This is a genomic window from Hymenobacter aquaticus (assembly GCF_004765605.1).
GTDB classification, from domain to species: Bacteria; Bacteroidota; Bacteroidia; order Cytophagales; family Hymenobacteraceae; genus Hymenobacter; species Hymenobacter aquaticus.
The window spans coordinates 747,235-771,212 of record NZ_SRLC01000001.1; the positions used below are offsets into that span (position 1 = coordinate 747,235).

The following is a 23,978-nucleotide window of genomic DNA, read 5'->3' on the forward strand; positions in this document are numbered from 1 at the left end:
CAAAAACCGCCCGAATGCCAGGAACGAACCACCATCAGTATGAAAAAAGGCCCCTTAGCACTTGTATATAAAACGTCTGGCTCTCCCTCTCTTCTGGAGAGGGGGCCGGGGGGTGAGGCGCTTCGGCTGCTAATCGTCCTGTTCCTCGTGTTCGGCTCGGTTTCAACTCAGGCCCAGCAGTATTACAACGTGCTCAAGTACGGGGCCCGCAACGACAGCACCCGGCTCAGCACCGCGGCCATCGGCAAGGCCATAGCGGCGGCCAGCAAGGCCGGTGGGGGCACGGTCTACTTTCCGGCCGGCAAGTACCGCACCGGCCCGATTCACCTCAAAAGCAACATCACCATCGACCTGGAGGCCGGGGCCATTCTGTATTTCAGCGACAATTTCGACGACTACCTGCCCATGGTGTCCACCCGCTACGAGGGCATCGACATCACCAGCTTCTCGCCGCTGTTTTACGCCTACAAGGCTGAGAATATTACGATTAAGGGCCGGGGTGTCATCGACGGACAGGGTAAAAAGTGGTGGGACTACGCCGAGGGTGCCTCCCGCAAAAGCCAGGACTCGAAGTGGCAGCAGGAGTTTTTTCGCCTGAACCAGAACATTCTGCGGCCCGACGAGCCCGGCGTGATAGAGCGGGGCTTTATGCGGCCGCCGTTCATCCAGCCCATGTACTGCAAAAACGTGCGCATCGAGGGCATCACCATCCGTAACTCCCCGTTCTGGACGGTCAACCCCGAGTTCTGCGAAAACGTGACCATCACGGGCGTCACCATCCTGAACCCCAAGTCGCCCAACACGGACGGCATCAACCCCGAGTCGTGCCGCAACGTGCGCATTTCCGACTGCCACATCAGCGTCGGCGACGACTGCATCACCATCAAATCGGGCAAGGACCGGGCGGGGCGGCAGCTGAACGTGCCGGCCGAAAACTACACCATCACCAACTGCACCATGCTCTCGGGGCACGGCGGGGTGGTTATTGGCTCGGAAATGTCGGGCGGGGTCAGGAAAATTACCATCAACAACTGCATTTTCGACGGCACCGACCGGGGCATCCGCATCAAGACGGCCCGGGGCCGGGGCGGAATCGTGGAAGACATCCGGGTGGATAACATCGTGATGAAAAACATCCGCGAGCAGATCATCGTGCTCGACATGCAGTACGCCAAAACGAAGGAAGAGCCGGTGTCGGAGCGCACGCCGCGCTTCCGCAACATTCACTTCAGCAATATCACCGCCGAGGGCAACCAGGCCGGCTACCTCAACGGCCTGGCGGAAATGCCCATCGAAAACGTGACCTTCAGCAACCTCAACATCGACACCAAACTGGGCTTCACGGTGAAGGAGGCCCGCAACGTGGCCTTCCACAACGTGCAGGTAAACCCGCAGACCGGCCCGGCCGTGCGCGCCGAAAACGTGCAGCAGCTTCGCCTCGACGGCCTGCGCGGCCAGGTGCCCGCCGGCGCCCCGCTCGTGGAGCTGGGCAACGTGGCCGACGCCTTCGTGACCAACTGCTTCCCGGCTCCCGGCACCGATACTTTCCTTAAGCTGGAAGGCGCCGAAACGCGCGGCATCGTGCTCCAGAACAACTACCTCAAATCGGTGAAAACCCCGATTGCCAAGGGCCAGGAAGTAAGGCAGCCGGTGGAAATAACGGCCGCCGAAGTGCCCGCCGCACCGGCCGTTGAACGCCGCCGCTAGCACAACCGCTGCGTCTTCCGCGTTTCTTCCGCGCCCTCTGCGGGCTCCACTCGTCTGCTCCTACATGCTCCGCCTGTCCATCCTGCTCCTTACCTGGCTAAACCTCATCGGCCCCGCCCGGGCCCAGCAGCCCCTGACGCTGTGGTACCAGCGGCCCGCCGAGAAGTGGACCGACGCGCTGCCGCTGGGCAACGGCCGGCTGGGCGCCATGGTATTCGGCGGCGTGGGGCAGGAGCGGGTGCAGTTCAACGAAGCCACCCTCTGGACCGGCCGGCCCCGCAACTACAACCGCCCCGGCGCGGCCCGGTACCTGCCCCAGATCCGGGCGCTGCTGGCCCAGGGCAAGCAGGCCGAGGCCGAAGCCCTGGCTACCCGGCACTTCCTGGGCCTGCGGGACCACGAGGACGGCTACGAGCAATTGAAGGCCGCCTGGCTGCAGCAAATAAAGGCCGTAACCGCCCCGCAGGCGCTGGCCGCCTCCGGTTGGCAGCCCATCCGCATTCCGACGGCCAACGGCTGGGAGGCCGCCGGCCTCGATGGCCTCGACGGGGCCGTGTGGCTGCGCACCAGCTTCGAGCTGCCCGCCGCCTGGGCCGGCAAAGACCTCACCCTGAGCCTGGGCCGCATCCGCGACCAGGACCTGACCTACGTCAACGGCCAGCTCATCGGCACCGACGAGGGCATCAGCAAGAAGCGGCGCTACCGGGTGCCCGCGGCGGCGCTCAAACCCGGCCGCAACGAGGTGCTGATTCAGGTCATCAACTACTACGATAAGGGCGGGCTGATCGGGGTGAAGGAGCAGCAGCCGGTATTCGTGGTCTACCCCGAAGCGGCCGACCCGGCCACCGGCGTGGCCCTGAACCCGGCCTGGCAGTACTGGGTGCAGGACCAGAACCCGCCGCTGACGCCCACCTACCAGGCTTCCTACCAGCCCTTCGGCGACGTGCTGCTGGACTTCCCGTCGGCGGAGGCCAGCTCGTACGTGCGGCGGCTGCACCTCGACCGGGCCGAGACGGTCACGAGTTATAAGCAGAACGGGGTGCCCTTCATGCGGGAGTACTTTGCCAGCGCTCCGCGCAACGCCATTGTCGGGCGTCTGAGCGCCGGCGCGCGGGGCCGCCTGACGTTCAGGGCCCGCTTCGCCAGCCCGCACCAGCAGCGCCGCACCTACCGCGTCGACGATCATACGCTGGCCCTGGCCGTGCGGGTGCGCGACGGGGTGCTGCGCGGCGTGAGCTACCTGCGCGTGGCCGCCAGCCAAGGCCGCGTGACGGTAACCGATGAGCAAATTCAGGTGGACGGGGCCGACGAAGTGACGCTCTACCTGACCGCCGCCACCAACTTCGAGGACTACCAGCACACCGGCGCCGACCCCGAAAAACGGGCCGCCGACTTCATGCGGGGCGTGAGCGGCCAAAGCTTCGCCGCGCTCCAGCGGGAGCACCTGCGCGACTACCAGCGCCTGTTCAATAGCCTGGCCGTGGACCTGGGCCACACCCCGAACGAAAAGCTGCCGACCGACGAGCGAATCCGGCAGTTCAGCGCCGCCGCCGACCCGGCCTTGCTGGCCCTCTACCTGCAGTACGGCCGCTATCTGCTGATTTCCGCCTCCCGCGCCGGCGGGCAGGCGGCCAACTTGCAGGGCCTCTGGAACGAGTCCCTGACGCCGGCCTGGGGCAGCAAGTACACCACCAACATCAACCTGCAGATGAACTACTGGCCCGCCGAGCTGCTGAATTTGTCGGCCTGCACCGGGCCGCTGTTCCAGCTGATCAGCGAGGCCGCCGAGGCGGGGCAGGCCACGGCCAAGGATTACTACGACGCCCGGGGCTGGGTGCTGCACCACAACACCGACCTCTGGCGCGGCACGGCCCCCATCAACGCCGCCAACCACGGCATCTGGGTAACGGGCGCGGCCTGGCTGACCCAGCCCGTGTGGGAGCATTACCAGTTCACTCAGGACCGGGAGTTTCTGCGCCGCAACTACCCCGTGCTCAGGCAGGCAGCCCTGTTTTTTCAGGATTTCCTGGTGAAAGACCCGCGCACCGGCTGGCTGATCAGCACGCCGTCCAACTCGCCCGAGCACGGGGGCCTGGTGGCCGGCCCCACCATGGACCACCAGATTATCCGGGAGCTGCTGCTGACCACCAGCCGGGCCGCCGAGGTGCTGGGCGTGGACGTGGAGCTGGGCCAACAACTCGCCGAAAAAGCCCGGCAGCTGGCCCCCAACCAGATTGGGCGGCACGGGCAGCTCCAGGAGTGGCTCGAAGACAAAGACGACCCCCAGGACACCCACCGCCACGTCTCGCACCTGTGGGGCGTGTTTCCGGGCACTGATATTACTTGGCAGAATACCAAGCTGATGCAGGCGGCCCAAACCTCGCTTGTGCAGCGCGGCGACGAGGGCACGGGCTGGAGCCTGGCCTGGAAAGTCAACCTCTGGGCCCGCTTCAAGGACGGCAACCACGCCCTGCGTATACTGGAAAAGCTGCTTTCCCCGGCCGACAACGCCACCGGCCCGGAGCAGGGCGGAGTCTATAAAAACCTGTTCGACGCCCACCCGCCGTTTCAGATTGACGGCAACTTCGGCGGGGCGGCCGGCATGGCCGAAATGCTGCTGCAAAGCCACGCCGGCTACCTCGACCTGCTGCCCGCCCTGCCCACGGCCTGGCCCGGCGGCAGCATCCGGGGCCTGCGCGCCCGGGGTGGCTTCCTGGTGAATCTGCAGTGGGAGCGGGGCCGGCTCCGGCGGGCCGACATTACCTCGGAAGCCGGTGGGCCCTGCGAGGTGCGCTACGGCAACAAAAAGCTCATTCTGAGCACGAAAAAAGGAAAAACCTACTCGCTAACGGATGATTTACAGCCCAAAAACGCCGCTAAAAACTAGTTTCCCGCCTTTTTTCAAATTCCGCGCATCAAGCGGCGTGGGCTAGGGGTGGTAAAAACCGCAGAACGACTTTAGAAGCTATGCGCTAGTTCTAGTATCGTTCTGACATGTCAACCACCCTCAGCCCCTCCTCATCTGAGGAGGGGAGCTAGCTTCTAGTAACAACCTACTTGCCATGCCCCGCCTTTTTCTGCCGCTTCTGCTGTTGCTTACTTGCTTGCTGCCGACAACTCCAGCGGCAGGCCAGGCTGCCCTGCGCACGGAAATTCCGCTGAATGACAACTGGCGCAGCGTGGCCGACGACAACAACCAGCAGGCGCACAACGGCTTCGAGCGGGCCGGATTCGACGATACGGCGTGGCAACCGGTGGCCGTGCCCCACAACTGGGACGCCTACGAGGGCTACCGCCGACAGCGCCACGGCAACCGCCACGGCTACGCCTGGTACCGCAACACTTTTTCGGGGCCGGCGGCGCAACCGGGCCGGCAGTACTTCCTGTTTTTTGAGGGTGTGGGCTCTTACGCTACCGTCTGGCTCAACGGCCGGCTCGTCGGCCAGCACGCTGGGGGGCGCACCACGTTTACCCTCGACGTCACCGCCGCTATTCGCCTCGGGGGCCAGCCCAACGTGCTGGCCGTGCGCGCCGACCACCCCGCCGGCATTCAGGACCTGCCCTGGGTGTGCGGGGGCTGCTCCGAGGAGCGGGGCTTTTCCGAAGGCTCCCAGCCCCTGGGCATCTTCCGGCCGGTGTCGTTGCTCATTACGAATGCCGTCCGCATTCAGCCCTTTGGCGTGCACGTCTGGGCCGATTCGACGCTGTCGGCCCAACGCGCCCGGCTGAACGTGACAACCGAAGTGAAAAACTACGGCCGCCAGCCCGCGACGCTCACGGTGCTCAACCAACTGCTCGACCGGCAGGGCCGGGTGGTGGCCCAGGTGCAAACCCGGCAAAAGCTGGCCGCCGGCACCGCCACTGAGCTGCACCAGCAGCTGCCGGCCTTGCCGCAGCCCCACCTCTGGTCGTTGCCCGACCCCTACCTGTACCGCCTCGTGACGCGCGTCAGCAAGGGCCGCCAGCCGCTGGATGAGCTGACCACGCCCTACGGCATCCGCTGGATCAGCTGGCCGATTGGCCGAGCGGCAGCCGCCGGGCAGAAACAGTTTTTGCTGAACGGCCAGCCGGTGTTTATCAACGGCATAGCCGAATACGAGCACCTGCTGGGCCAGAGCCACGCCTTCACGGCCGCGCAGATCCGCACCCGCGTGCGGCAGCTGCGGGCCGCCGGCTTCAACGCCTTCCGCGACGCGCACCAGCCCCACAACCTGCGCTACCAGGCCAACTGGGACTCGCTGGGCGTGCTCTGGTGGCCCCAGCTGGCGGCCCACGTCTGGTACGACACGCCGCAGTTTCGCCAAAACTTTAAAACCCTGCTGACTGATTGGGTCAAGGAGCGGCGCAACTCGCCCTCGGCCGTGCTCTGGGGCCTGGAAAACGAAAGCACTCTGCCCGAAGACTTTGCCCGCGAATGCACGGCCCTCATCCGCCAGCTCGACCCCACGGCCTCGCGGGAGCGGAAAGTGACGACCTGCAACGGCGGCCAGGGCACCGACTGGGACGTGCCCCAGAACTGGACCGGCACCTACGGCGGCGACCCCAGCCTGTACGCCGCCGATGTGGCGCGGCAGGTGCTCATCGGCGAGTACGGCGCCTGGCGCACCCTCGATCTGCACGCCGAAGGCCCGCCCGTACTCAACGGCGGCCCGTTCAGCGAAGACCGGTTTACCCAGCTCATGGAGCTGAAAGTGCGGCTGGCCGAAGCCGCCCGCGACAAAACCGCCGGCCATTTCTTCTGGCTGCTGACTTCCCACGACAACCCCGGCCGGGTGCAGGGCGGGGAGGGGCAGCGCGAGCTGGACCGGATTGGACCGGTGAATTACAAGGGCCTGCTCGCGCCCTGGGAGGAGCCCACCGACGCGTTTTACATGTTCCGGGCCAACTACGCGCCCAAGGCCACCGAGCCGATGGTGTACCTGGCTTCCCACACCTGGCCCGACCGGTGGCTGACGCCGGGCAACAAGGATGGTTTGGTGGTGTATTCCAACTGCGACGAGGTGGAGCTGTTCAACGACGTGAACGGCTTGTCGCTGGGGCGCAAAACTCGGGGCGGCGTCGGCACGCATTTTCAGTGGGATGGGGTAGAGGTGCGCTACAACGTGCTCCGGGCCGTGGGCTACGTGGCCGGCAAGCCCGTGGCCCGCGACGTGCTGGTGCTGCACCACCTGCCCCCGGCGCCCCATTTTGACCAGCTACTGACCGGCAGTAAACCGCTTACCAGGCCCGCGCCCGGCTATAATTACCTCTACCGCGTGAACTGCGGCGGCCCCGCGTACGTGGACGAGCACGGCAGCCGCTGGCTGGCCGACCAGCCCCGTTCCGGCCCCGGTACCTGGGGCTCGGAGTCCTGGACCCGCGACTTTCCCGGCCTCGCGCCGTTCTTTGCCAGCCAGCGCCGCACCCAAGACCCCATCGGCGGCACCCGCGACTGGCCGCTGTTCCAGAGCTTCCGCTACGGGCGCGACAAGCTGCGCTACTCGTTTCCGCTGCCCAACGGCGAGTATCTGGTGGAGCTCTACTTCGTGGAACCCTGGCTGGGCACCGGCGGCGGCCTGGACGGCACCGGCTGGCGACAGTTCGACGTGGCTCTGAATAACGAAACCGTGCTCCGCGACCTGGACATCTGGCGCGAAGCCGGCCACGACCAGGCGTTGAAAAAGACCGTGCCGGTCCGGGTGGTGAACGGGGAGCTGGTCGTGTCGTTTCCGCGGGTGGCCTCCGGGCAGGCGCTTATTTCGGCCATTGCCATTGCCAGCCTCGATGCGAATGCCAAGCCTGCCCCGGCTCCGCAACCCGTCATCATCGACCTGAAATCGGCTGACGCCGCCGCCGGGCAGTGGACAGCCGAAACCTGGCTCGATACCGGCACCCAGCCTTACACCGATTCGCCGGTGGCGTTCAGCAAGCTGCCTTCGGCGCTGTACGGGGCCGAGTGGCTGCGCGGCCCGCTCGTCATTCCGGCCACCACCGCCGGGCAGTCCCGCGCCACCTTCCGCGTTAGCGCCCCGGCCGATGTGTATATCGCGCTGGATGGTAAGGCTACGCTGCCGGCCTGGCTCAAACAGTACGAAGACACCAAGACCACGCTCGAAACCAACGAAGCCGGCGGCCGCCAGTACCGGGTGTACCGCCAGCGGTTCCCAGCTGGCGTGCTGGTGCCGCTCGGCCCGAACAGCAGCACCCCGGACGCGCGGCCGTACCTGGTGGCCGTGAGCCGCGCCACGACCATCGAGCCGGCGTATGATTTGAAGTCGGTGACGGGCTACAAGCCGGCCGTGGCCCGCACCTCGGGCGCGGGCATGGCCCGCGAAACGGTGCACGGCAAGGAAAGCATTTCCTTCCGGGAAGCCGCCGGCGGGGCCGTGGAGTGGACCATTCAGGTGGGCGTGGCCGATACGTATTCCCTGACGTTGCGCTACGCCAACCAGCTCACCCGCCCGCTCGCCGGCCAGCTCACGGTAGCCGCCGCCGACGGCACGCTGCTGCGCACGGAAGCCATGGTGCTGCTGCCCTCCAAGCCCGGCAAGTGGAACTACCTGGCCTCGTCTACCGGCACCATGATTAACGCGGGCAGCTACCGGATACGCTTCACGGCCACCGACGCGGCCGGCCTGAGCGTGTCGGGCCTGGAGGTGCAGTAGCTGTTCGTAGTTGGTAGTTGTCAGTTGTTAGGAACGACACAAACCAGAACGAACTAACAACTGACAACGAACAACGAACAACTGACAACTACCAATCAGAAGCCAAGATGCTACAATAGGAGGGGAAAATCATACACGGACGCCGTGGCGGCGGCGGCTAGCTTTGTAGATAGTAATTCACCCCGGCACAAGGCGACAATTCGCGGCATTTCAGCAAAGTTTGTCTTATGAGCAATCTGCGAGTTCTTGACCTGGTCATTATTGCCCTCTACCTGGTGGCAATGGTGGCCGTGGGGGTGTATTTCGCCCGGAAAAACGTGAATCCGGAGCAGTACTCCAGCGCTTCGGGCTCTATTCCGGGCTGGGCCATCGGCATGTCGATTTACGCGACGTTCCTGAGCAGCAACACCTTTCTGGGCGTGCCCGGCAAGGCGTTTGGTACCAACTGGAACGCCTTTGTCTTCAGCCTCTCGATGCCGCTGGCGGCCTGGGTGGCAGCCCGCTACTTTGTACCATTTTACCGCAGCACCGGCGAAATATCGGCCTATACTCACCTCGAGCACCGTTTCGGCAGCTGGGCCCGCACCTACGCGGTGGTCTGCTTTCTGCTCACGCAGCTGGCCCGCATCGGCTCCATCTTTTTCGGCATTGCCCTCACGCTGCAGGCCCTTACCGGCCTGTCGATGGAGCTGATTATGCTCGTCACCGGCATCTGCATCATCGTCTACACCGTGCTGGGCGGCATTGAGGCCGTTATCTGGACCGAGGTGGTGCAGGGCGTCATCAAAACCTTCGGGGCCCTGCTGATTCTCTACCTGATTGTCGACAACCTGCCCGGCGGTCTGGCCCGGGTGGTCAGCATCGGCGAGCAGCACGACAAGTTCAGTTTGGGCGGCTTCAGCCCCGACCTCACCCAGTCGACGTTCTGGGTGGTGCTGCTCTACGGCTTTTTCATCAACCTCAACAACTTCGGCGTCGACCAGAACTACGTGCAGCGCTACCACACGGCGGCTTCGGCCCGGCAGGCGTCCAAGTCGATCTGGCTGTGCGTGTGGCTGTACGTGCCGGCGTCGCTGCTGTTTTTCGTGATTGGTGCGGCCCTGTTTGCCTACTACCAGGTGCACCCCGAGCTGATTGAGGCCGTGAAGCTGAAAGTGGCCGCCGAAAAGCTGCCCCTCATGGCCTCGGCCGCCGAAATCAGCCAGGCTGCGGCCCGGCTGCTGCCCGCCGACTACGGCGACAAAGTTATGCCTCACTTCATGGTCACCAAGATTCCCTCGGGCTTCGTGGGCCTGATTGTGTCGGCCATCTTGGCGGCGGCCATGAGCACCATCAGCTCGGGCATGAACGCCTCGGCCACGGTGTTTACCGCCGACATCTACGAGCGGTATTTCCACCGCAGCCCGCTCAGCATGCGCCAGACCATGCGGGTGCTGCACCTGGGTACGGTGGTGGTGGGCCTGCTGGGCATGGGCACCGGCATTGCCATGATTGGGGTGAAAAGCGTGCTGGACGTGTGGTGGGAGCTGTCGGGCATCTTTGCCGCCGGCATGCTGGGCTTGTTTCTGCTGGCCGTCGTCAGCCGCCAGACCCGCAACCACGAGGCCCTCACCGCCACCATTATCGGGGTGCTGGTCATTCTCTGGATGACGTTTTCGGGCAAGCTGCCCGCCGAGCTGGCCGCCTTCCGCAACCCTCTGCACAAAAGCATGATTATCGTGGTCGGCACGCTTACCATCTTCCTGCTGGGCCTGCTCTTCACCCGCCTGCGCGGCTCCCGGTCCCGGCCCGAGTCGGCGGCGCTGCCTTCCACTGAACAGTCCGTGTATCACTAGCCCCGCGCTATCATCGGGCCGCCGCTAACGGGCTGCCCATCTGCCTACTACATCCGGTTTAAGAAGATGGAAAAATCACGCAAAGGATTTGTCCCGGTCATGCTCATGCCCTTTCAAAGCGACGGGCAAATTGATTATCCGGCCCTCACGCGCCTGACGGAGCTGTACCTGCGGGCCGGGGCCTCGGGTTTGTTTGCCAACTGCTTGTCGAGCGAGATGTTCGAGCTCAGCGCCCAGGAGCGCCTGCAAAGCATCCGCCACATCGTCGGGGTGGTAAACGGGGCCGTGCCGGTGGTGGCCACCGGCACCTTCGCCGGCACCCTGGGTGCCCAGGCCGACTTCGTCAAGCAGGTCTACGAGGCCGGCACCGAGGCCGTCATCGTCATTACCGGCCTGCTGGCGGCTCAGTCCGAGTCCGACGCCGTGTTCGACGAGCGGGTGTTTCGCCTGCTCGACTGGACGCCGGGCATTCCGCTGGGCTTCTACGAGTGCCCCGAGCCCTACAAGCGCCTGCTCTCGGCCCGGCAGCTGGGCCAGTTCGTGGATACCGGCCGCGTTATCTACCACAAGGATACTTGCCTGGACATCAAGCAGGTGCAGGCCAAACTGGCGGCGGCCCAGGGCCACCCCTTCGGCCTCTACGACGCCTACATGGGCCACGCCGTAGACTCGCTGCGGGCCGGGGCGGCGGGCTTGTCCTGCATTCAGGGCAACTTCTTCCCCGAGCTCATCGTGTGGCTCTGCGCCAACTACGACCAGCCGCATTTGCAGCAGGAAGTGGCCGAGGTGCAGCAGTTTTTCATCCGCAACATGGACGTGATGCACCACGTGTATCCCATTGCGGCCAAATATTCGCTCAAGCAGCGCGGCATCGACATTTCGACCTTCACGCGCCGGCAGGTGGGCAGCTTTACCAGCGCCGTGCGCCAGGGCGTCGAAGCCCTCAGCGGCGACTACCTCACGCTGAGCCGCAGCCTGGAGCTGGCGTAGGAAACACGGAGGAACGTGCGGGGGAAGGATACAAAAAGGTGAGAGACAGAACGGCCGCCGTCAATGCTGACGGCGGCCGTTCTGTCTCTCACCTTTTCTGCAGGTTTGCTTAGGCTGCGGCCAGCTCCCGGTAGCTGTGCAGGTACTTGCGCTTGTATTCCAGCGGGGTCATCTTCGTGATTTTCTTGAAGTGCCGGTAGAAGTTCGACACGTTGTTGAAGCCGCACTCGAAGCAGATAACCTCGGTGGGCATCTTGTCCTCGATGAGCAGGCGGCAGGCCTGGCTGATGCGGATTTCGATGAGGAAGTCGTAGTACGTTTTCTTGGTTATCAGCTTGAAATACCGGCAGAAAGACGTCACGCTTAAATTACTGATCGAAGCAATTTCGTCGAGGGTAATTTCCTTTTTGTAGTTCGACAGCGTGTAGTTGCACACCTTGTTGATGCGCTGGGCATCCGACTCGTTGCTCTGCTTGAAGGCGTGGTGCTCGGCGGCAATGGTCTGGATTTCCGACGTTTCGGAAATGATTTTCAGAATCGACAGAAAGATGATGATGCGGTCCAGGTCGGTGGCCTGCACGGCCGCGTGCATTAGTGGGGCCAGGCGGGCCTTGGCCTCCCCGTCGATAATCAGGCCGCTCTTGGCTTTCTCGAACAGCTTCGGGATGAGGTAGGCCTCGGGCAAGCCCAGCAGGTAGCGGCCCAGGCACTCGGGCAGAAACTGAATGACGATGGCCTCAACTTCCAGCTCGGGGTTATACTGGAAATACTCCTCGTTGCAGCGCCAGGTGTGGGGCAGGTTGGCCCCGAGCAGAATAATCTCGCCGGAGGAGAAGTTGCTGATGTTGTCGCCGATCAGGCGCACGCCCTCGCCCCGGATAACGTAGTGCAGCTCCAGCTCGGGGTGGTAGTGCCAGGTGGTGCCGAAGTTGGGCTTCCGGTCGTGGCGGATGCTGAAGGAGCTCTGGGTGCTGACCGGGACTTTGTGGAAGTGCGCTTTCATGGGTGGGAAGCTAAGAGTGGAGAAAAACGGAGCCGCTGACCCCGCCGCCGAGCCACACCTTCACGAGCTGCTGGTGTTTCTCCGTCCCGTCCCCCGGATCAGCGCAGCCCCCCAGGGGGCTACTCTAGGATCTTATCCTGGGTGAAAACGGCCGGAGAAGAGGGAAACGACCAGCTTCAGTGGCAGTGTGTGGTCACTAATGTATCAGCGTATTTCACCCCAACTCTCCTGTAGTCTACTGCTCGGCCCCGGGAGGCGCCCCACAACCGCCCCCCAAACCGGTGAGCCGCTACTCACGCCGCCGGCCGGCCCTCGACACCCAGCCGAACCGGGCCGCTGCCGCCGCAAATCGGCGCTATGCTAACATCCTATACTAAGTAGCTAAGAACCCGGAGAGACGCCGTGCCCGGGTCCGGCATATTTGTTACAGAGATTTTTTCGGTGGCCGGCCCACCTGACCCGGTGGCTGTCTGCCGCCGGAAAAACCGGGCGGGCGGGCTGCAGTGGGACTTTTACCGCCGCTGCCCGCCGTCCTTCTCGTGTACCTTTTAACCAGCAGCAAGCCGTGGCTCCCGTTACCCCCCAAGAAATAGTGTTAGTGGCCAGCGGCGACCTGCGCCTGGCCGCCAATCAGAATTGCTGGGCCGCCCAGCAGGCCATGGAAGCCCAGCTGAGCGCCGCCCTGGCCCGCCAGGGCTACAGCGTGCGGCGCGCCCACCCCTACGACCCCGCCAAGCAGCACGGCTTCATCGACTCCCAGAAGATGGGCATGGACGTGTTTCGCGGCATCGACCCGCACCAGCCGCTCATCGTGGCCGAAAGCGTGTGGCAGTACTCGCACCACGTGCTGGCCGGCCTCACCACCCACCAGGGGCCTATTCTGACGGTGGCCAACTGGAGCGGGCAGTGGCCCGGGCTGGTAGGCATGCTCAACCTGAACGGCTGCCTGACCAAGGCCGGCGTGACCTACAGCACCCTCTGGAGCGAGGATTTCACCGACGAGTTTTTCGAAGCCGGCCTGCGCCAGTGGCTGCGCGAGGGCCACGTCGCCCAGGATGCCAGCCACGTGAAAAGCTTCGCGGCGGCCACCATTCCCAGCGCCGACGAGCAAACCGGCCGCGCCTTTGCCCGCCGCCTGCGCCAGCACAAGGCCATCATGGGCGTGTTCGACGAAGGCTGCATGGGCATGTACAACGCCATTGTGCCCGACGAGCTGCTGCACCCCACCGGCGTGTTCAAGGAGCGCCTGAGCCAGGCCACGCTCTACGCCAGCATGCGCACCGTAACCGACGCCGACGCCCAACAGGTGCTCGACTGGCTGCTGGCCAAGGGCCTGAAGTTTAGCTGGGGCACCGACGAGGCCACCCAGCTCACCCGGGCCCAGACCCTGGAGCAGTGCAAGATGTACATTGCCGCCGTGCGCCTGGCTGCCGAGTTTGGCTGCGACACCATCGGCATCCAGTACCAGCAGGGCCTCAAGGATTTGACCGTGGCCAGTGACCTGGTCGAAGGCCTGCTCAACAACGCCGACCGGCCCCCGGTGTACTCCGCCGCCGGCCAGGAGCTGTACGCCGGCAAGGCGCTGCCCCACTTCAACGAGGTCGACGAATGCGCCGGCCTCGACGCCCTGCTGACTTACCGCCTGTGGGAAGAGCTGGGCCTGCCCGGCGAAACCACCCTGCACGACCTGCGCTGGGGCGAGCTGTATGATACCGGCGAAGGGGAGGAGTTCGTGTGGCTGTTCCTGATTTCGGGTGCGGCCCCGCCGGCCCACTTCGTGGGAGGCTACCAGGGCGCCAGCAGTGAGCGGCAGCCGCCGATGTACTTCCGCCTCGGCGGGGGCAGCCTCAAGGGCGTAAGCCGGCCGGGCTCCATCGTCTGGAGCCGGGTGTACGTGATGGACGGCAAGCTGCACTGCGACCTGGGCGTGGGCGAGGCCGTGGCGCTGCCCGCCGCCGAAACCGAGCGGCGCTGGCAGGCTACCACCCCCGAATGGCCCATTATGCACGCCGTGCTGCGCGGCGTAAACCGCAACCAGATGATGGCCCGCCACAAAGCCAACCACATTCAGGTGGTGTACGCGCCCTACGAGGCCAAAGCCCACCAGGCCTGCCGCATCAAGGCCGCGGCCCTGGCCGAGCTGGGCGTGGAAGTGCACTTCTGCGGCGACGTTATCGGCACTACGCCCGCGGCGGCCAAGGCCAAGCACCAGCTGCTGTCCTTGCCGGGCTAAGCCCCGGCACCGCTTCCCGCACCCGGCACGACCACCGCGCCTTCGGGTTTCACGGCTCTGCTAAGGAGCTTATCGTCAATTGCCTCAATACCCCGTTTCTGATGAAACACCGTTTGGCTTTCTGCTCTCTGGTTTTCCTTGCCGCCGCTTCGGTCCGGCCGGCGTGGGCGCAGTACCCCACCATTCCGCCCGAGGTGGAAGCCAAGGCCGAAGCGGCCCTGAACGAGGCCAAGCAACGCTCGGAAGCGGCCTGGCAAAAGGCCCTGCCAATCGTTGAGCGCGAAGCCAAAGCCGGCAAACCCTACGTGCCCTGGGCCGCTCAGCCTTCTGATCTGCCCCAGGCCAAAATTCCGGCCTTCGCCGGGGCCGAGGGCGGTGGGGCCTACTCCTTCGGGGGCCGGGGCGGCAAAGTGTACGTGGTGACCAGCCTGGCCGACAGCGGGCCGGGCACGCTGCGCGAGGCCTGTGAGCAGGGCGGGGCCCGCATCGTGGTCTTCAACGTGGCCGGCATCATCCGCTTGCAAAGCCCAATTATCATTCGCGCGCCTTACCTCACGCTGGCCGGCCAGACCGCGCCCGGCGACGGGGTCTGCGTGGCCGGCGAGTCGGTCTGGATCAACACCCACGACGTGGTAATTCGCTTTCTGCGCTTTCGGCGCGGGGCTACCGAGGTGGGCCGCCGCGACGACGCGCTGGGCGGCAACCCGGTGGGCAACATCCTGATTGACCACGTCTCGGCTTCCTGGGGCCTGGACGAGAACATGTCGATGTACCGCCATGTGTACCACAACCCCGAAACGGGCAAGGACGACAAGCTGCCCACGGTGAACGTGACGATTCAGAACAGCATCTTCTCGGAGGGACTCGACACCTACAACCACGCCTTTGGCAGCACCATCGGGGGGCTGAACAGCACGTTTATGCGCAACTTGTGGGCCAACAACATTGCCCGTAACCCCTCGGTGGGCATGTACGGCGACTTTGGCTTTGCCAACAACGTGGTGTTCAACTGGTGGAACCGCTCGGCCGACGGCGGCGACAACCGCTCGGTCTACAACTTCGTGAACAACTACTACAAGCCCGGCCCGATTACCCCCCTCGACAAGCCCATCAGCTTCCGCATCCTCAAGCCCGAGGCCAGCCGCGACAAACAGCTGGGGGCGGTGTACGGCAAGGCCTACGTGGCCGGCAACGTCATGGAAGGCAACGACAAGATTACCAAGGACAACTGGGCCGGCGGCGTGCAGCTCGAAGACGTGGCCGAGCCGGAGAAAGTGCTGGCCGGCATTCGCCTGACGGAGCCCCTGCCCATGCCGGGCGTGACGGTAGTGCCCGCCCCGGAAGCCTACCAGTACGTGCTGGCCCACGTGGGCGCCACGCTGCCCCGGCGCGACGCCGTGGACGCGCGCATCGTGGAGGAAGTGCGGACCGGCAAAATCGTGTACGCCAAAGACGCCCAGCCCGCGGCCAAAAGCCCCTACATCAAGCGCCGCCTGCCCGCGGATTCGTTTAAGCAAGGCATCATCACCGACCCGGCCCAGGTGGGTGGGTACCCCGTGTACAAGGGCACGCCTTATAAAGATGCCGACCAGGACGGCATGCCCGACGACTGGAAGAAAAAGCACGGCCTCAACCCCAAAAATGCCGCCGACGCCAGCCAGGACCGGGACCAGGACGGCTACACCAACATCGAGGAATACCTCGACAGCGTCGTAAACCTGCAAGCCGTGCGCCCCGGCTCGGGCAAAAGCAAGTCGTAAGCCGTAATGCGAAGCTCCACTTCGCGGGTCGTTGAACGACCACCTGCCCCGCAACCCCGCCGATTCGCGAAGTGGAACTTCGCGTTTACTCCCAAGCCGCAAGCAATGCCTTTTAAGCCCCGAAATTTCCTCGCGCTGTTTTTACCACTTAGCCTGCTGGCCGCCGCCCCGGCGGCCGCGCCCACTGACGCGCTGCGGGTGTCCGACAACGGCCGCTACCTGCAAACCGCCGCCGGCAAGCCCTTTTTCTGGCTCGGCGACACCGGCTGGCTGCTCTTCAACAAGCTCAGGCGCGAAGAAGCCGAAACCTACCTCGAAGACCGCCGCCGCAAGGGCTTCAACGTCATTCAGGTGATGGTGCTGCACCAGGTGCCGGCCGTGAACGTGTACGGCGACTCGGCCCTGGTGCGCGCCGACGTGGCTCGGCCGCTCGTCACCAAAGGCAGCGCGCCCACCGATGCGGCCCAGTACGACTTCTGGGACCATGTCGACTACATCGTGGACCTGGCGGCCAAAAAGGGGCTGTACATGGGCCTGGTGCCGGTGTGGGGTACCAACGTGAAGGGCGGCGAAGTCAATCAGCAGCAGGCCAAAGCCTACGCCACTTTCCTGGCCGAGCGGTATAAGAATCGGCCCAATATCATCTGGCTGAACGGCGGCGACATTGCCGGCTCCGACTCGCTGAAAGTCTGGAACGTCATCGGCAGCACGCTGAAAGCCGTCGACCCGAACCACCTGGTGACCTACCACCCGCGCGGCCGCACGCAGTCGTCGGACTGGTTTCACAACGCCAAGTGGCTGGACTTTAATATGTATCAGTCGGGGCACCGGCGCTACGCGCAGGACACCTCGCGCAACGAAAAGAAGCACTACGGCGAGGACAACTGGCGCTACCAGCTGGTCGACAACCAGTTGAAACCGACGAAGCCGAGCATCGACGGGGAGCCGTCGTACGAGGGCATTCCGCAGGGTTTGCACGACATCACCCAACCCCGCTGGACTGATGCTGACGTGCGCCGCTACGGCTACTGGTCGGTATTCGCGGGCGCCTTCGGCTACACCTACGGGCAGAACTCGGTGATGCAGATGCACAGCGCCTTCGACAAGGGCAGCGCCTACGGCTCCTCGGAGCTGTGGTCGTCGGCCCTGAAAGCCCCAGGCGCGGCGCAGATGCAGTATCTGAAGCAATTGATGTTGTCGCGGCCCTTCTTCGAGCGGGTGCCGGATCAGTCGCTGATTGCCGGCGGAGGAGGGGAGAAGTACGAGCGGCTGTTTGGTACCCGAGGCAAGAATTACGCCTTCGTGTACACTTACACCGGCCGCAACATCAAGGTGAACCTGGGCAAAATCAGTGGCTCGAAAGTCAAGGCCGCCTGGTACAGCCCGCGCGACGGGAAAACCACCGCCATCGGCACCTTTCCGAACAAGGGCACCCAGGAGTTCAACGCGCCCGGCGAGCCGAAACCCGGCAACGACTGGGTGCTGGTGCTGGATGGGGTGTAACCTCACCCCCCGGCCCCTCTCCTTAGATGTCGCGCATCAAGCGAGGAAGGGGGAGCGAATAGTATCGTACGTCAGCTCACATCAGAACGCACCCCTCTCCCCAAGGAGAGGGGCTGGGGGTGAGGTTTACGGAATGACGACCTGAAAATTTCCAATGCTCAAAACCAAAGCCGTCCGCTTCCTAACCCCGCTGCTTGGCGCGGTCCTGCTCACGGCCTGCTCGCCGGACGCGTACATGTTTACGTCCTTTCACGAGCCGGCCAATGAAGGCCTGCGCCTGCTCTACAGCTACGACGGCTATAAGTGGCAGGATCTGAACCGCATTTTTCTGAAGCCGGAAGTTGGCCCCAGCAAGGTTATGCGCGACCCGAGCATCGCGCGCGGGCCCGACGGCACCTACCACCTGGTCTGGACCTGCGGCTGGAAGGGCGACACGGGCTTCGGCTACGCTTCCTCGAAAGACCTGGTGCACTGGTCACCGCAGCGCTTCATCGACGTGATGGGCCACGAGCCCACGACCGTGAACGTGTGGGCCCCGGAAATCTTCTACGACGCGCCCACCCGGCAATACCTTATCGTGTGGGCCTCGACGATTCCGTTCCGCTTCGCGAAAGGCATCGAGGACGAGGACAACAACCACCGGCTCTACTACACCACAACCCGGGACTTCCGGACGTTTGCGCCCGCCAAGCTGTTCCTGGACCCGGGCTGGAGCGCCATCGACGCGGTGGTGGTGCCGCGCGGACCGCAGGATTACGTGCTGGTGGTGAAGGATAATACCCGGCCCATGCGCAACATCAAGGCGGCCTTTGGCCCGTCGGCGCTGGGGCCGTTTCCCAGCGTGTCGGAGCCATTCACAGGTAACTTCACCGAAGGGCCGAGCGTGCTGGCCCTGCCGGATAAGCAGTGGCTGATCTACTACGACGCCTACAAAGAAAAGCGCTTCGGCGTGATGAAAACGGCCGATTTCAAGACGTTCACCGACGTTTCTAACCAGACCAGCGTGCCACCGGGGCACAAGCACGGTACCGTGTTCATGGCGCCGCGCAAGACTTTGAAGTACCTGTTGCGCAGCGCCCCGGCGGCTCCTGCGGCAACGACCACCACGAGCGGAAATCAATGAGTAAGATGATAGCATTTTCGGACGGCGCTGGCGTTGGCGCCTCACCCCCCGGCCCCCTCTCCGAAAAAGGAGAGGGGGTGCCAGACGCGAGAATCGTTGAACGCACCCCCTCTCCTTTTCGGCGAGGGGGCCGGGGGGTGAGGCGCACACTCGCGCCGCTATTGCTTGCCCTCGGCAGCCTCGCCGCCCAGGCCCAGACCACGCCCGAAACCATCCGCTACACCGGCACTACCCTCAGCAACGTGGACTACCACCACGGCCAGCTGCGCCCCGCCATCGGGACGCACTGCCGGCAGGTGCTGCGGGCGAATCGGGAGCAGCCCAGCGCCGCCAACGGGGAGGGGTGGACCTACAACCACGCGCCGATGCTGGCCTACTGGCAGGGGCAGTTCTACTACCAGTACCTGAGCAACCCGGTGGGCGAGCATGTGCCGCCCGGCCGCACCCTGCTGCTGACGAGCAAGGACGGCTACACCTGGACCAACCCGACGGTCATTTTCCCGCCCTACAAGGTGCCCGACGGCTTCACCAAGCCCGACCAGCCCGGCAAAGTGGCCCGGAACCTGGAGGCCGTGATGCACCAGCGCGTGGGCTTCTACACCTCCAAGAAAAACCGCCTGCTGACCCTGGGCTACTACGGCGTGGCCCTCGACGCCAAGGATGACCCGAACGACGGGCAGGGCATCGGCCGGGTGGTGCGCGAGGTGCTGCCGGGCGGCAAGTTCGGGCCGATCTACTTCCTGCGCCACAACAAAACCTGGGACCAGTCGAAATCGGCCTACCCCTTCTACACGAAGAGCAAGGACAAAGGCTTCGTGGCCGCCTGCGAGGAAATACTCGCGAATCCGCTGATGATGCAGCAGATGGTGGAGGAGCAGGACCGCGACGACCAGCTCATTCCGCTGCGCAAGGAGTACAAGGCCTTCAGCTACTACCACCTGCCCGATGGCCGCGTGGTGGGCCTCTGGAAGCACGCGCTGACTACCATCAGCCCCGACGGCGGTAAAACCTGGCCCAACCCGGTCATTCGCGCCCCGCACTTCGTGAACAGCAACGCCAAAATCTGGGGCCAGCGCACCTCGGATGGGCAGTACGCCACGGTGTACAACCCCTCGGAGTTCCGCTGGCCGCTGGCCGTTTCCACGTCGCAGAACGGCCTCGACTACACCGACCTCTGGCTGGTGCACGGCGAAATCACGCCCATGCGCTACGGCGGCAACTACAAAAGCTACGGCCCGCAGTACGTGCGCGGCATTCAGGAAGGCGACGGGGTGCCGCCCGACAAGAAAATGTGGGTGAGCTACAGCGTGAACAAGGAAGACCTCTGGATTGCCTCGGTGCCGGTGCCCATCCGCGCCACCGCCACGAGCCACGCCAACGAGGTTTTCGCGCAAATGCCAGTAGGGCAGGAGCTGGACCAGTGGAACACCTACAGCCTGGTGCAGGCCCCGGTGGAAATCGGCCCGCTGCCCGACGGCTCCAAGGGCCTCGTGTTCAAGGATTCGGACCGCTTCGACTACGGCAAGGCCGAGCGCGTCATCCCGGAAAGCAAGCAGCTGACGGCCGAGCTGTCGGTGGTGCCCGCCCAGAACGACCACGGCCTGCTGCAAATCGAGTTTCAGGACGCCAAGGGCCAGCCCGCCGTGCAGCTCAGCTTCGACTCCACCGGCACGCTCAGCTACAAGGCCGGGGCCCGCTTCAAGGGCGTGACCAAGTACCAGGCCGGCCAGCAGCTGGATCTGAAAGTGACCCTGGACGCGCCCAACCGCACCTGCACGGTATCGGTGAACGGCGGCAAGACCAGCACCTTCATCTTCTACGCTCCAGTAGCCTCCTTCGAGCGGGTGATGCTGCGCACCGGCCCCGCCCGCCACTTCCCCACGCCCGATACGCCCGCCGATCAGGCCTACGATTTGCCCAAAGCGGGCGAGTCGGAGAAGCTGGCGGTGTTTTATGTGAAGTCGTTGAGGACCTCGGGGGCGGCGGTGAATTGACCTCACCCCCCGGCCCCCTCTCCTTAGGGAGAGGGGGAGCCAGACGATTCTTTCTGCACTGAAAAATGGAGCGAGGCTAAAAAATAGCCTATATCACAAACAACAAACCCACGCTGCCGTGGCTCCCCCTCTCCCGGAGGGGAGGGGGCCGGGGGGTGGGGTCCACCACATGCCCAAGCTCTACCCATTCCTCCTCGCCGCCCTGCTGCCCCTGGCCTCACAAGCCCAGCAGACGCAAATCCAGTACCTCTCTGGTACCGATAAAGACCACACGGTGAAGTGGAAATTTCACTGCTCCACCGGCCGCAATTCCGGCAAGTGGACCACCATCCCGGTGCCTTCCAACTGGGAGCTGCAGGGCTTCGGCAAGTACAACTACGGCCACGCCAAGGACACCGCCCGCGGCAAGGAAGTAGGCCAGTACCGGTACGAGTTCAAGGTGCCTAAAAACTGGGACGGCAAGACCGTGAACCTCGTCTTCGACGGCGCCATGACCGATACCGAAGTACGCATCAACGGGCAGCCGGCCGGGCCGATGCACCAGGGCTCCTACTACCGCTTCAAGTACGACATTACCAAGCTGCTCAAGCCGGGCAAAACCAACCTGCTCGAAGCCACCGTGGCCAAGCACTCGGCCAACGAGTCGGTCAACGACGCCGAGCGGCGCGGGGACTTCTGGCTGTTCGGCGGCATCTTCCGCCCGGTGTTTCTCGAAGCCCTGCCCGCCACCCACATCAGCCGCGTGGCCGTGGACGCCAAGGCCGACGGCTCCCTGCGCGCCGATGTATACACCCAGGGCAGCGGGGCCGATGAAGTCGTGGGCCAGCTTTACACGCTCGACGGGCAGAAAGCCGGCGCCGAGTTCCGCGCGGCCGTAGCCGGCAGCGCCACCACCCGCCTGCAAACTTCGCTCAATCAGGCCCGGCTCTGGACGCCCGAAACGCCCAACCTCTACCGCGTGGCCTTCACCCTGCGCAAGGGCGGGCAGCCGGTGCACGTCGTGGATAAGCGCATCGGCTTCCGCACCATGGAAGTGCGCGAGCGGGACGGCATGTACCTCAACGGCGTCAAAATCAAGTTCAAGGGCGTCAACCGCCACTCGTTCTGGCCCACCTCGGGCCGCGTCACCAGCAAGGCCCTGAGCATTCAGGACGTGAACCTGATGCGCGACATGAACATGAACGCCGTGCGCATGGCCCACTACCCGCCCGACGACCATTTTCTGGCCGCCTGCGACTCCCTGGGCCTGATGGTGCTCGACGAAATAGCCGGCTGGCACGGCAACTACGACACGCCCACCGGCACCAAGCTCACCGAGGAAATGGTGCGCAAAGACGAAAACCACCCCAGCATCGTGGTGTGGGTGAATGGCAACGAGGGCGGCCACAACTTCGACCTCGACCCAGTGCTCGACCGCATGGACCTGCAGCAGCGCCCCGTCATCCACGCCTGGCAGGTGTTCCGCGGCACCGATACCCAGCACTACATCAACTACGACTACGGCAACGGCACGCACCTGCAGGGCCACAACGTGGTGTTCCCCACCGAGTTTCTGCACGGCCTCTACGACGGCGGCCACGGCGCCGGCCTCGAAGACTACTGGGAGCAGATGTGGGCCCACCCGCGCTCGGCCGGCGGCTTCCTCTGGGACTTCTCCGACGCCGGCGTGGTGCGCACCGACAAGGGCGGCATCCTCGACACCGACGGCAACCACGGCGCCGACGGCATCCTCGGCCCCTACCGCGAAAAGGAGGGCAGCTTCTTCACCATCAAGGAAGTCTGGAGCCCTGTGTTCTTCGAGCGCCGCGAAATCACCCCGGCCTTCGACGGCACCTTCCGCGTGCAAAACCGCTTCCACTTCACCGACCTGAACCAGTGTAAGTTCACCTGGAAGTTAGTGAAGCTGCCCGGTCCCGGGGACCCCACCCCCGGCCCCTCCCCACAGGAGAGGGGAGCCAGACGCGAGAAATCGTTGAGCGCACCTCCGCACGCCAGAACGCACCCCTCTCCCGGAGGGGAGGGGCTGGGGGTGGGGTCCCTCACCGCGCCCAGCATTGCCCCCAACGGCACCTACGGCACCCTGAAAGTGGCCCTGCCCGCCGACTGGCAGCAGCACGACGTGCTCTACCTCACCGCCAACTACCCCGACGGCCGCGAAATCTACACCTGGAGCTGGCCCATTGCCCGCCCCAGCGCCGTGGCCCAGCGCCTCATCCGCCTCGAAGGCCCCACCGCCGCCAAACTCACCGAAACCGACTCGCTCTACAACGTATCGGCCAACGGCGTGGAGCTGAGCTTCAGCCGCCGCTCGGGCCTGCTGCGCTCGGTGCGCAACGCCAAGGGCGTCATCCCGCTCACCAACGGCCCCGTGCTGGCCGAGGGCGAAACCGCCTTCGAGGGCTTGAGCCAGCGCCAGGACGGCCCGAACGTGGTCATCGAAGCCAAGTTCGGCAAGCAGAGCCGCTACCAGTCCTTGCAGTGGACGGTGTACCCCTCGGGCTGGGTGCGCCTCACGGCCAAGTACTTCCCCAAAGACTACGACTTCGCCCTGGCCGGCCTGAGCTTCAGCTACCCCGAAAAGGACGTGCGCGGCGCCCAGTGGCGCGGCGACGGGCCCTACCGCGTGTGGAAGGACCGCCTGAAAGGCACCAACCTGGGCGTGTGGACCAAAGGCTACAACGACACCAGTACCGGCGAAATGAACGGCACCCGCGGCCCCGAGTACCCCGAGTTCAAGGGCTACTACTCCAACTTCTACTGGCTCACCCTGCAGACCACCGGCCAGCCCTTCACCGTAATCTGCGACCAGGAAGACGTGTACCTGCGCCTGTTCACGCCGCGCTTCTCGGCCACGCCCTACAACACGGCCCCGGCCTTCCCCAGCGGCCAGCTCTCCTTTATGCACGGCATCACGCCCATCGGCACCAAGTCGCAGAAAGCCGAGAACATGGGCCCGATGGGCAAAACCAACATGTACTACGACTACGGCAAAGACCCCTCGTACGCCAAGGAAATGACCCTGTACTTCGATTTTTCCGGCCAGCAGGCGCAGGAGAAGTCGGTAGGGCAGCGGTAGGAGAGGAACGACATTCCAGAACGTCATGCTGAGCTTGCCGAAGCATCTCTACCGTTTCGTCCGGACTCGTTCAACGAAGCGGTAGAGATGCTTCGACAAGCTCAGCATGA

General features: G+C 64.5%; 12 protein-coding genes. 11 read left to right on the plus strand and 1 reads right to left on the minus strand.

From position 1 onward, the window contains the following. The first annotated feature begins 147 nt into the window (after positions 1-147). From E5K00_RS03100 to E5K00_RS03120, 5 genes are all read left to right on the plus strand, one after another. On the plus strand, positions 148-1,707 hold the full coding sequence (locus E5K00_RS03100) for a glycoside hydrolase family 28 protein (RefSeq protein ID WP_210114270.1): 1,560 nt from the start codon (positions 148-150) through the stop codon (positions 1,705-1,707). A 64-nt stretch (positions 1,708-1,771) separates the two neighbouring features. Continuing rightward, positions 1,772-4,594: a glycoside hydrolase family 95 protein gene (locus tag E5K00_RS03105; protein WP_135461577.1), complete on the plus strand. Its 2,823-nt coding sequence runs from the start codon at positions 1,772-1,774 to the stop codon at positions 4,592-4,594. A 175-nt stretch (positions 4,595-4,769) separates the two neighbouring features. Next, the gene (locus tag E5K00_RS03110) at positions 4,770-8,351 is read left to right on the plus strand and encodes a malectin domain-containing carbohydrate-binding protein (protein ID WP_135461579.1); all 3,582 of its coding nucleotides are present in this window, start codon (positions 4,770-4,772) and stop codon (positions 8,349-8,351) included. A gap of 227 nt (positions 8,352-8,578) precedes the next feature. Beyond that, positions 8,579-10,186 (plus strand): sodium:solute symporter, encoded by a 1,608-nt coding sequence (locus E5K00_RS03115; RefSeq protein WP_135461581.1) that lies wholly within the window; start codon positions 8,579-8,581, stop codon positions 10,184-10,186. Positions 10,187-10,252: 66 nt separating this feature from the next. Further along, positions 10,253-11,176 carry a dihydrodipicolinate synthase family protein gene (locus E5K00_RS03120; protein WP_135461583.1) on the plus strand — a complete coding sequence of 308 codons (924 nt, stop codon included), beginning with the start codon at positions 10,253-10,255 and terminating at the stop codon, positions 11,174-11,176. Between the two features lie 109 nt (positions 11,177-11,285). Here the strand turns inward: E5K00_RS03120 and E5K00_RS03125 are convergent, their stop codons facing one another. Further along, complete coding sequence (locus E5K00_RS03125) at positions 11,286-12,179, minus strand: AraC family transcriptional regulator (protein ID WP_135461585.1); 894 nt, start codon at positions 12,177-12,179, stop codon at positions 11,286-11,288. Positions 12,180-12,744: 565 nt separating this feature from the next. Between E5K00_RS03125 and E5K00_RS03130 the strand changes: the two genes are divergently transcribed. From E5K00_RS03130 to E5K00_RS03155, 6 genes are all read left to right on the plus strand, one after another. After that, a complete protein-coding gene (locus tag E5K00_RS03130) occupies positions 12,745-14,412 on the plus strand; it encodes a fucose isomerase (RefSeq protein WP_135461587.1) in 1,668 nt (555 codons plus the stop codon). Between the two features lie 101 nt (positions 14,413-14,513). Beyond that, complete coding sequence (locus tag E5K00_RS03135) at positions 14,514-16,172, plus strand: pectate lyase family protein (protein WP_135461589.1); 1,659 nt, start codon at positions 14,514-14,516, stop codon at positions 16,170-16,172. Between the two features lie 105 nt (positions 16,173-16,277). Beyond that, on the plus strand, positions 16,278-17,675 hold the full coding sequence (locus E5K00_RS03140; RefSeq protein WP_135461591.1) for a glycoside hydrolase family 140 protein: 1,398 nt from the start codon (positions 16,278-16,280) through the stop codon (positions 17,673-17,675). Positions 17,676-17,829: 154 nt separating this feature from the next. Next, the gene (locus E5K00_RS03145; RefSeq protein WP_135461593.1) at positions 17,830-18,798 is read left to right on the plus strand and encodes a glycoside hydrolase family 43 protein; all 969 of its coding nucleotides are present in this window, start codon (positions 17,830-17,832) and stop codon (positions 18,796-18,798) included. Positions 18,799-18,959: 161 nt separating this feature from the next. Next, the gene (locus tag E5K00_RS03150; RefSeq protein WP_245328197.1) at positions 18,960-20,792 is read left to right on the plus strand and encodes an exo-alpha-sialidase; all 1,833 of its coding nucleotides are present in this window, start codon (positions 18,960-18,962) and stop codon (positions 20,790-20,792) included. Between the two features lie 169 nt (positions 20,793-20,961). Continuing rightward, positions 20,962-23,868: a glycoside hydrolase family 2 protein gene (locus E5K00_RS03155; RefSeq protein WP_135461597.1), complete on the plus strand. Its 2,907-nt coding sequence runs from the start codon at positions 20,962-20,964 to the stop codon at positions 23,866-23,868. The last annotated feature ends 110 nt before the right edge of the window (positions 23,869-23,978 follow it).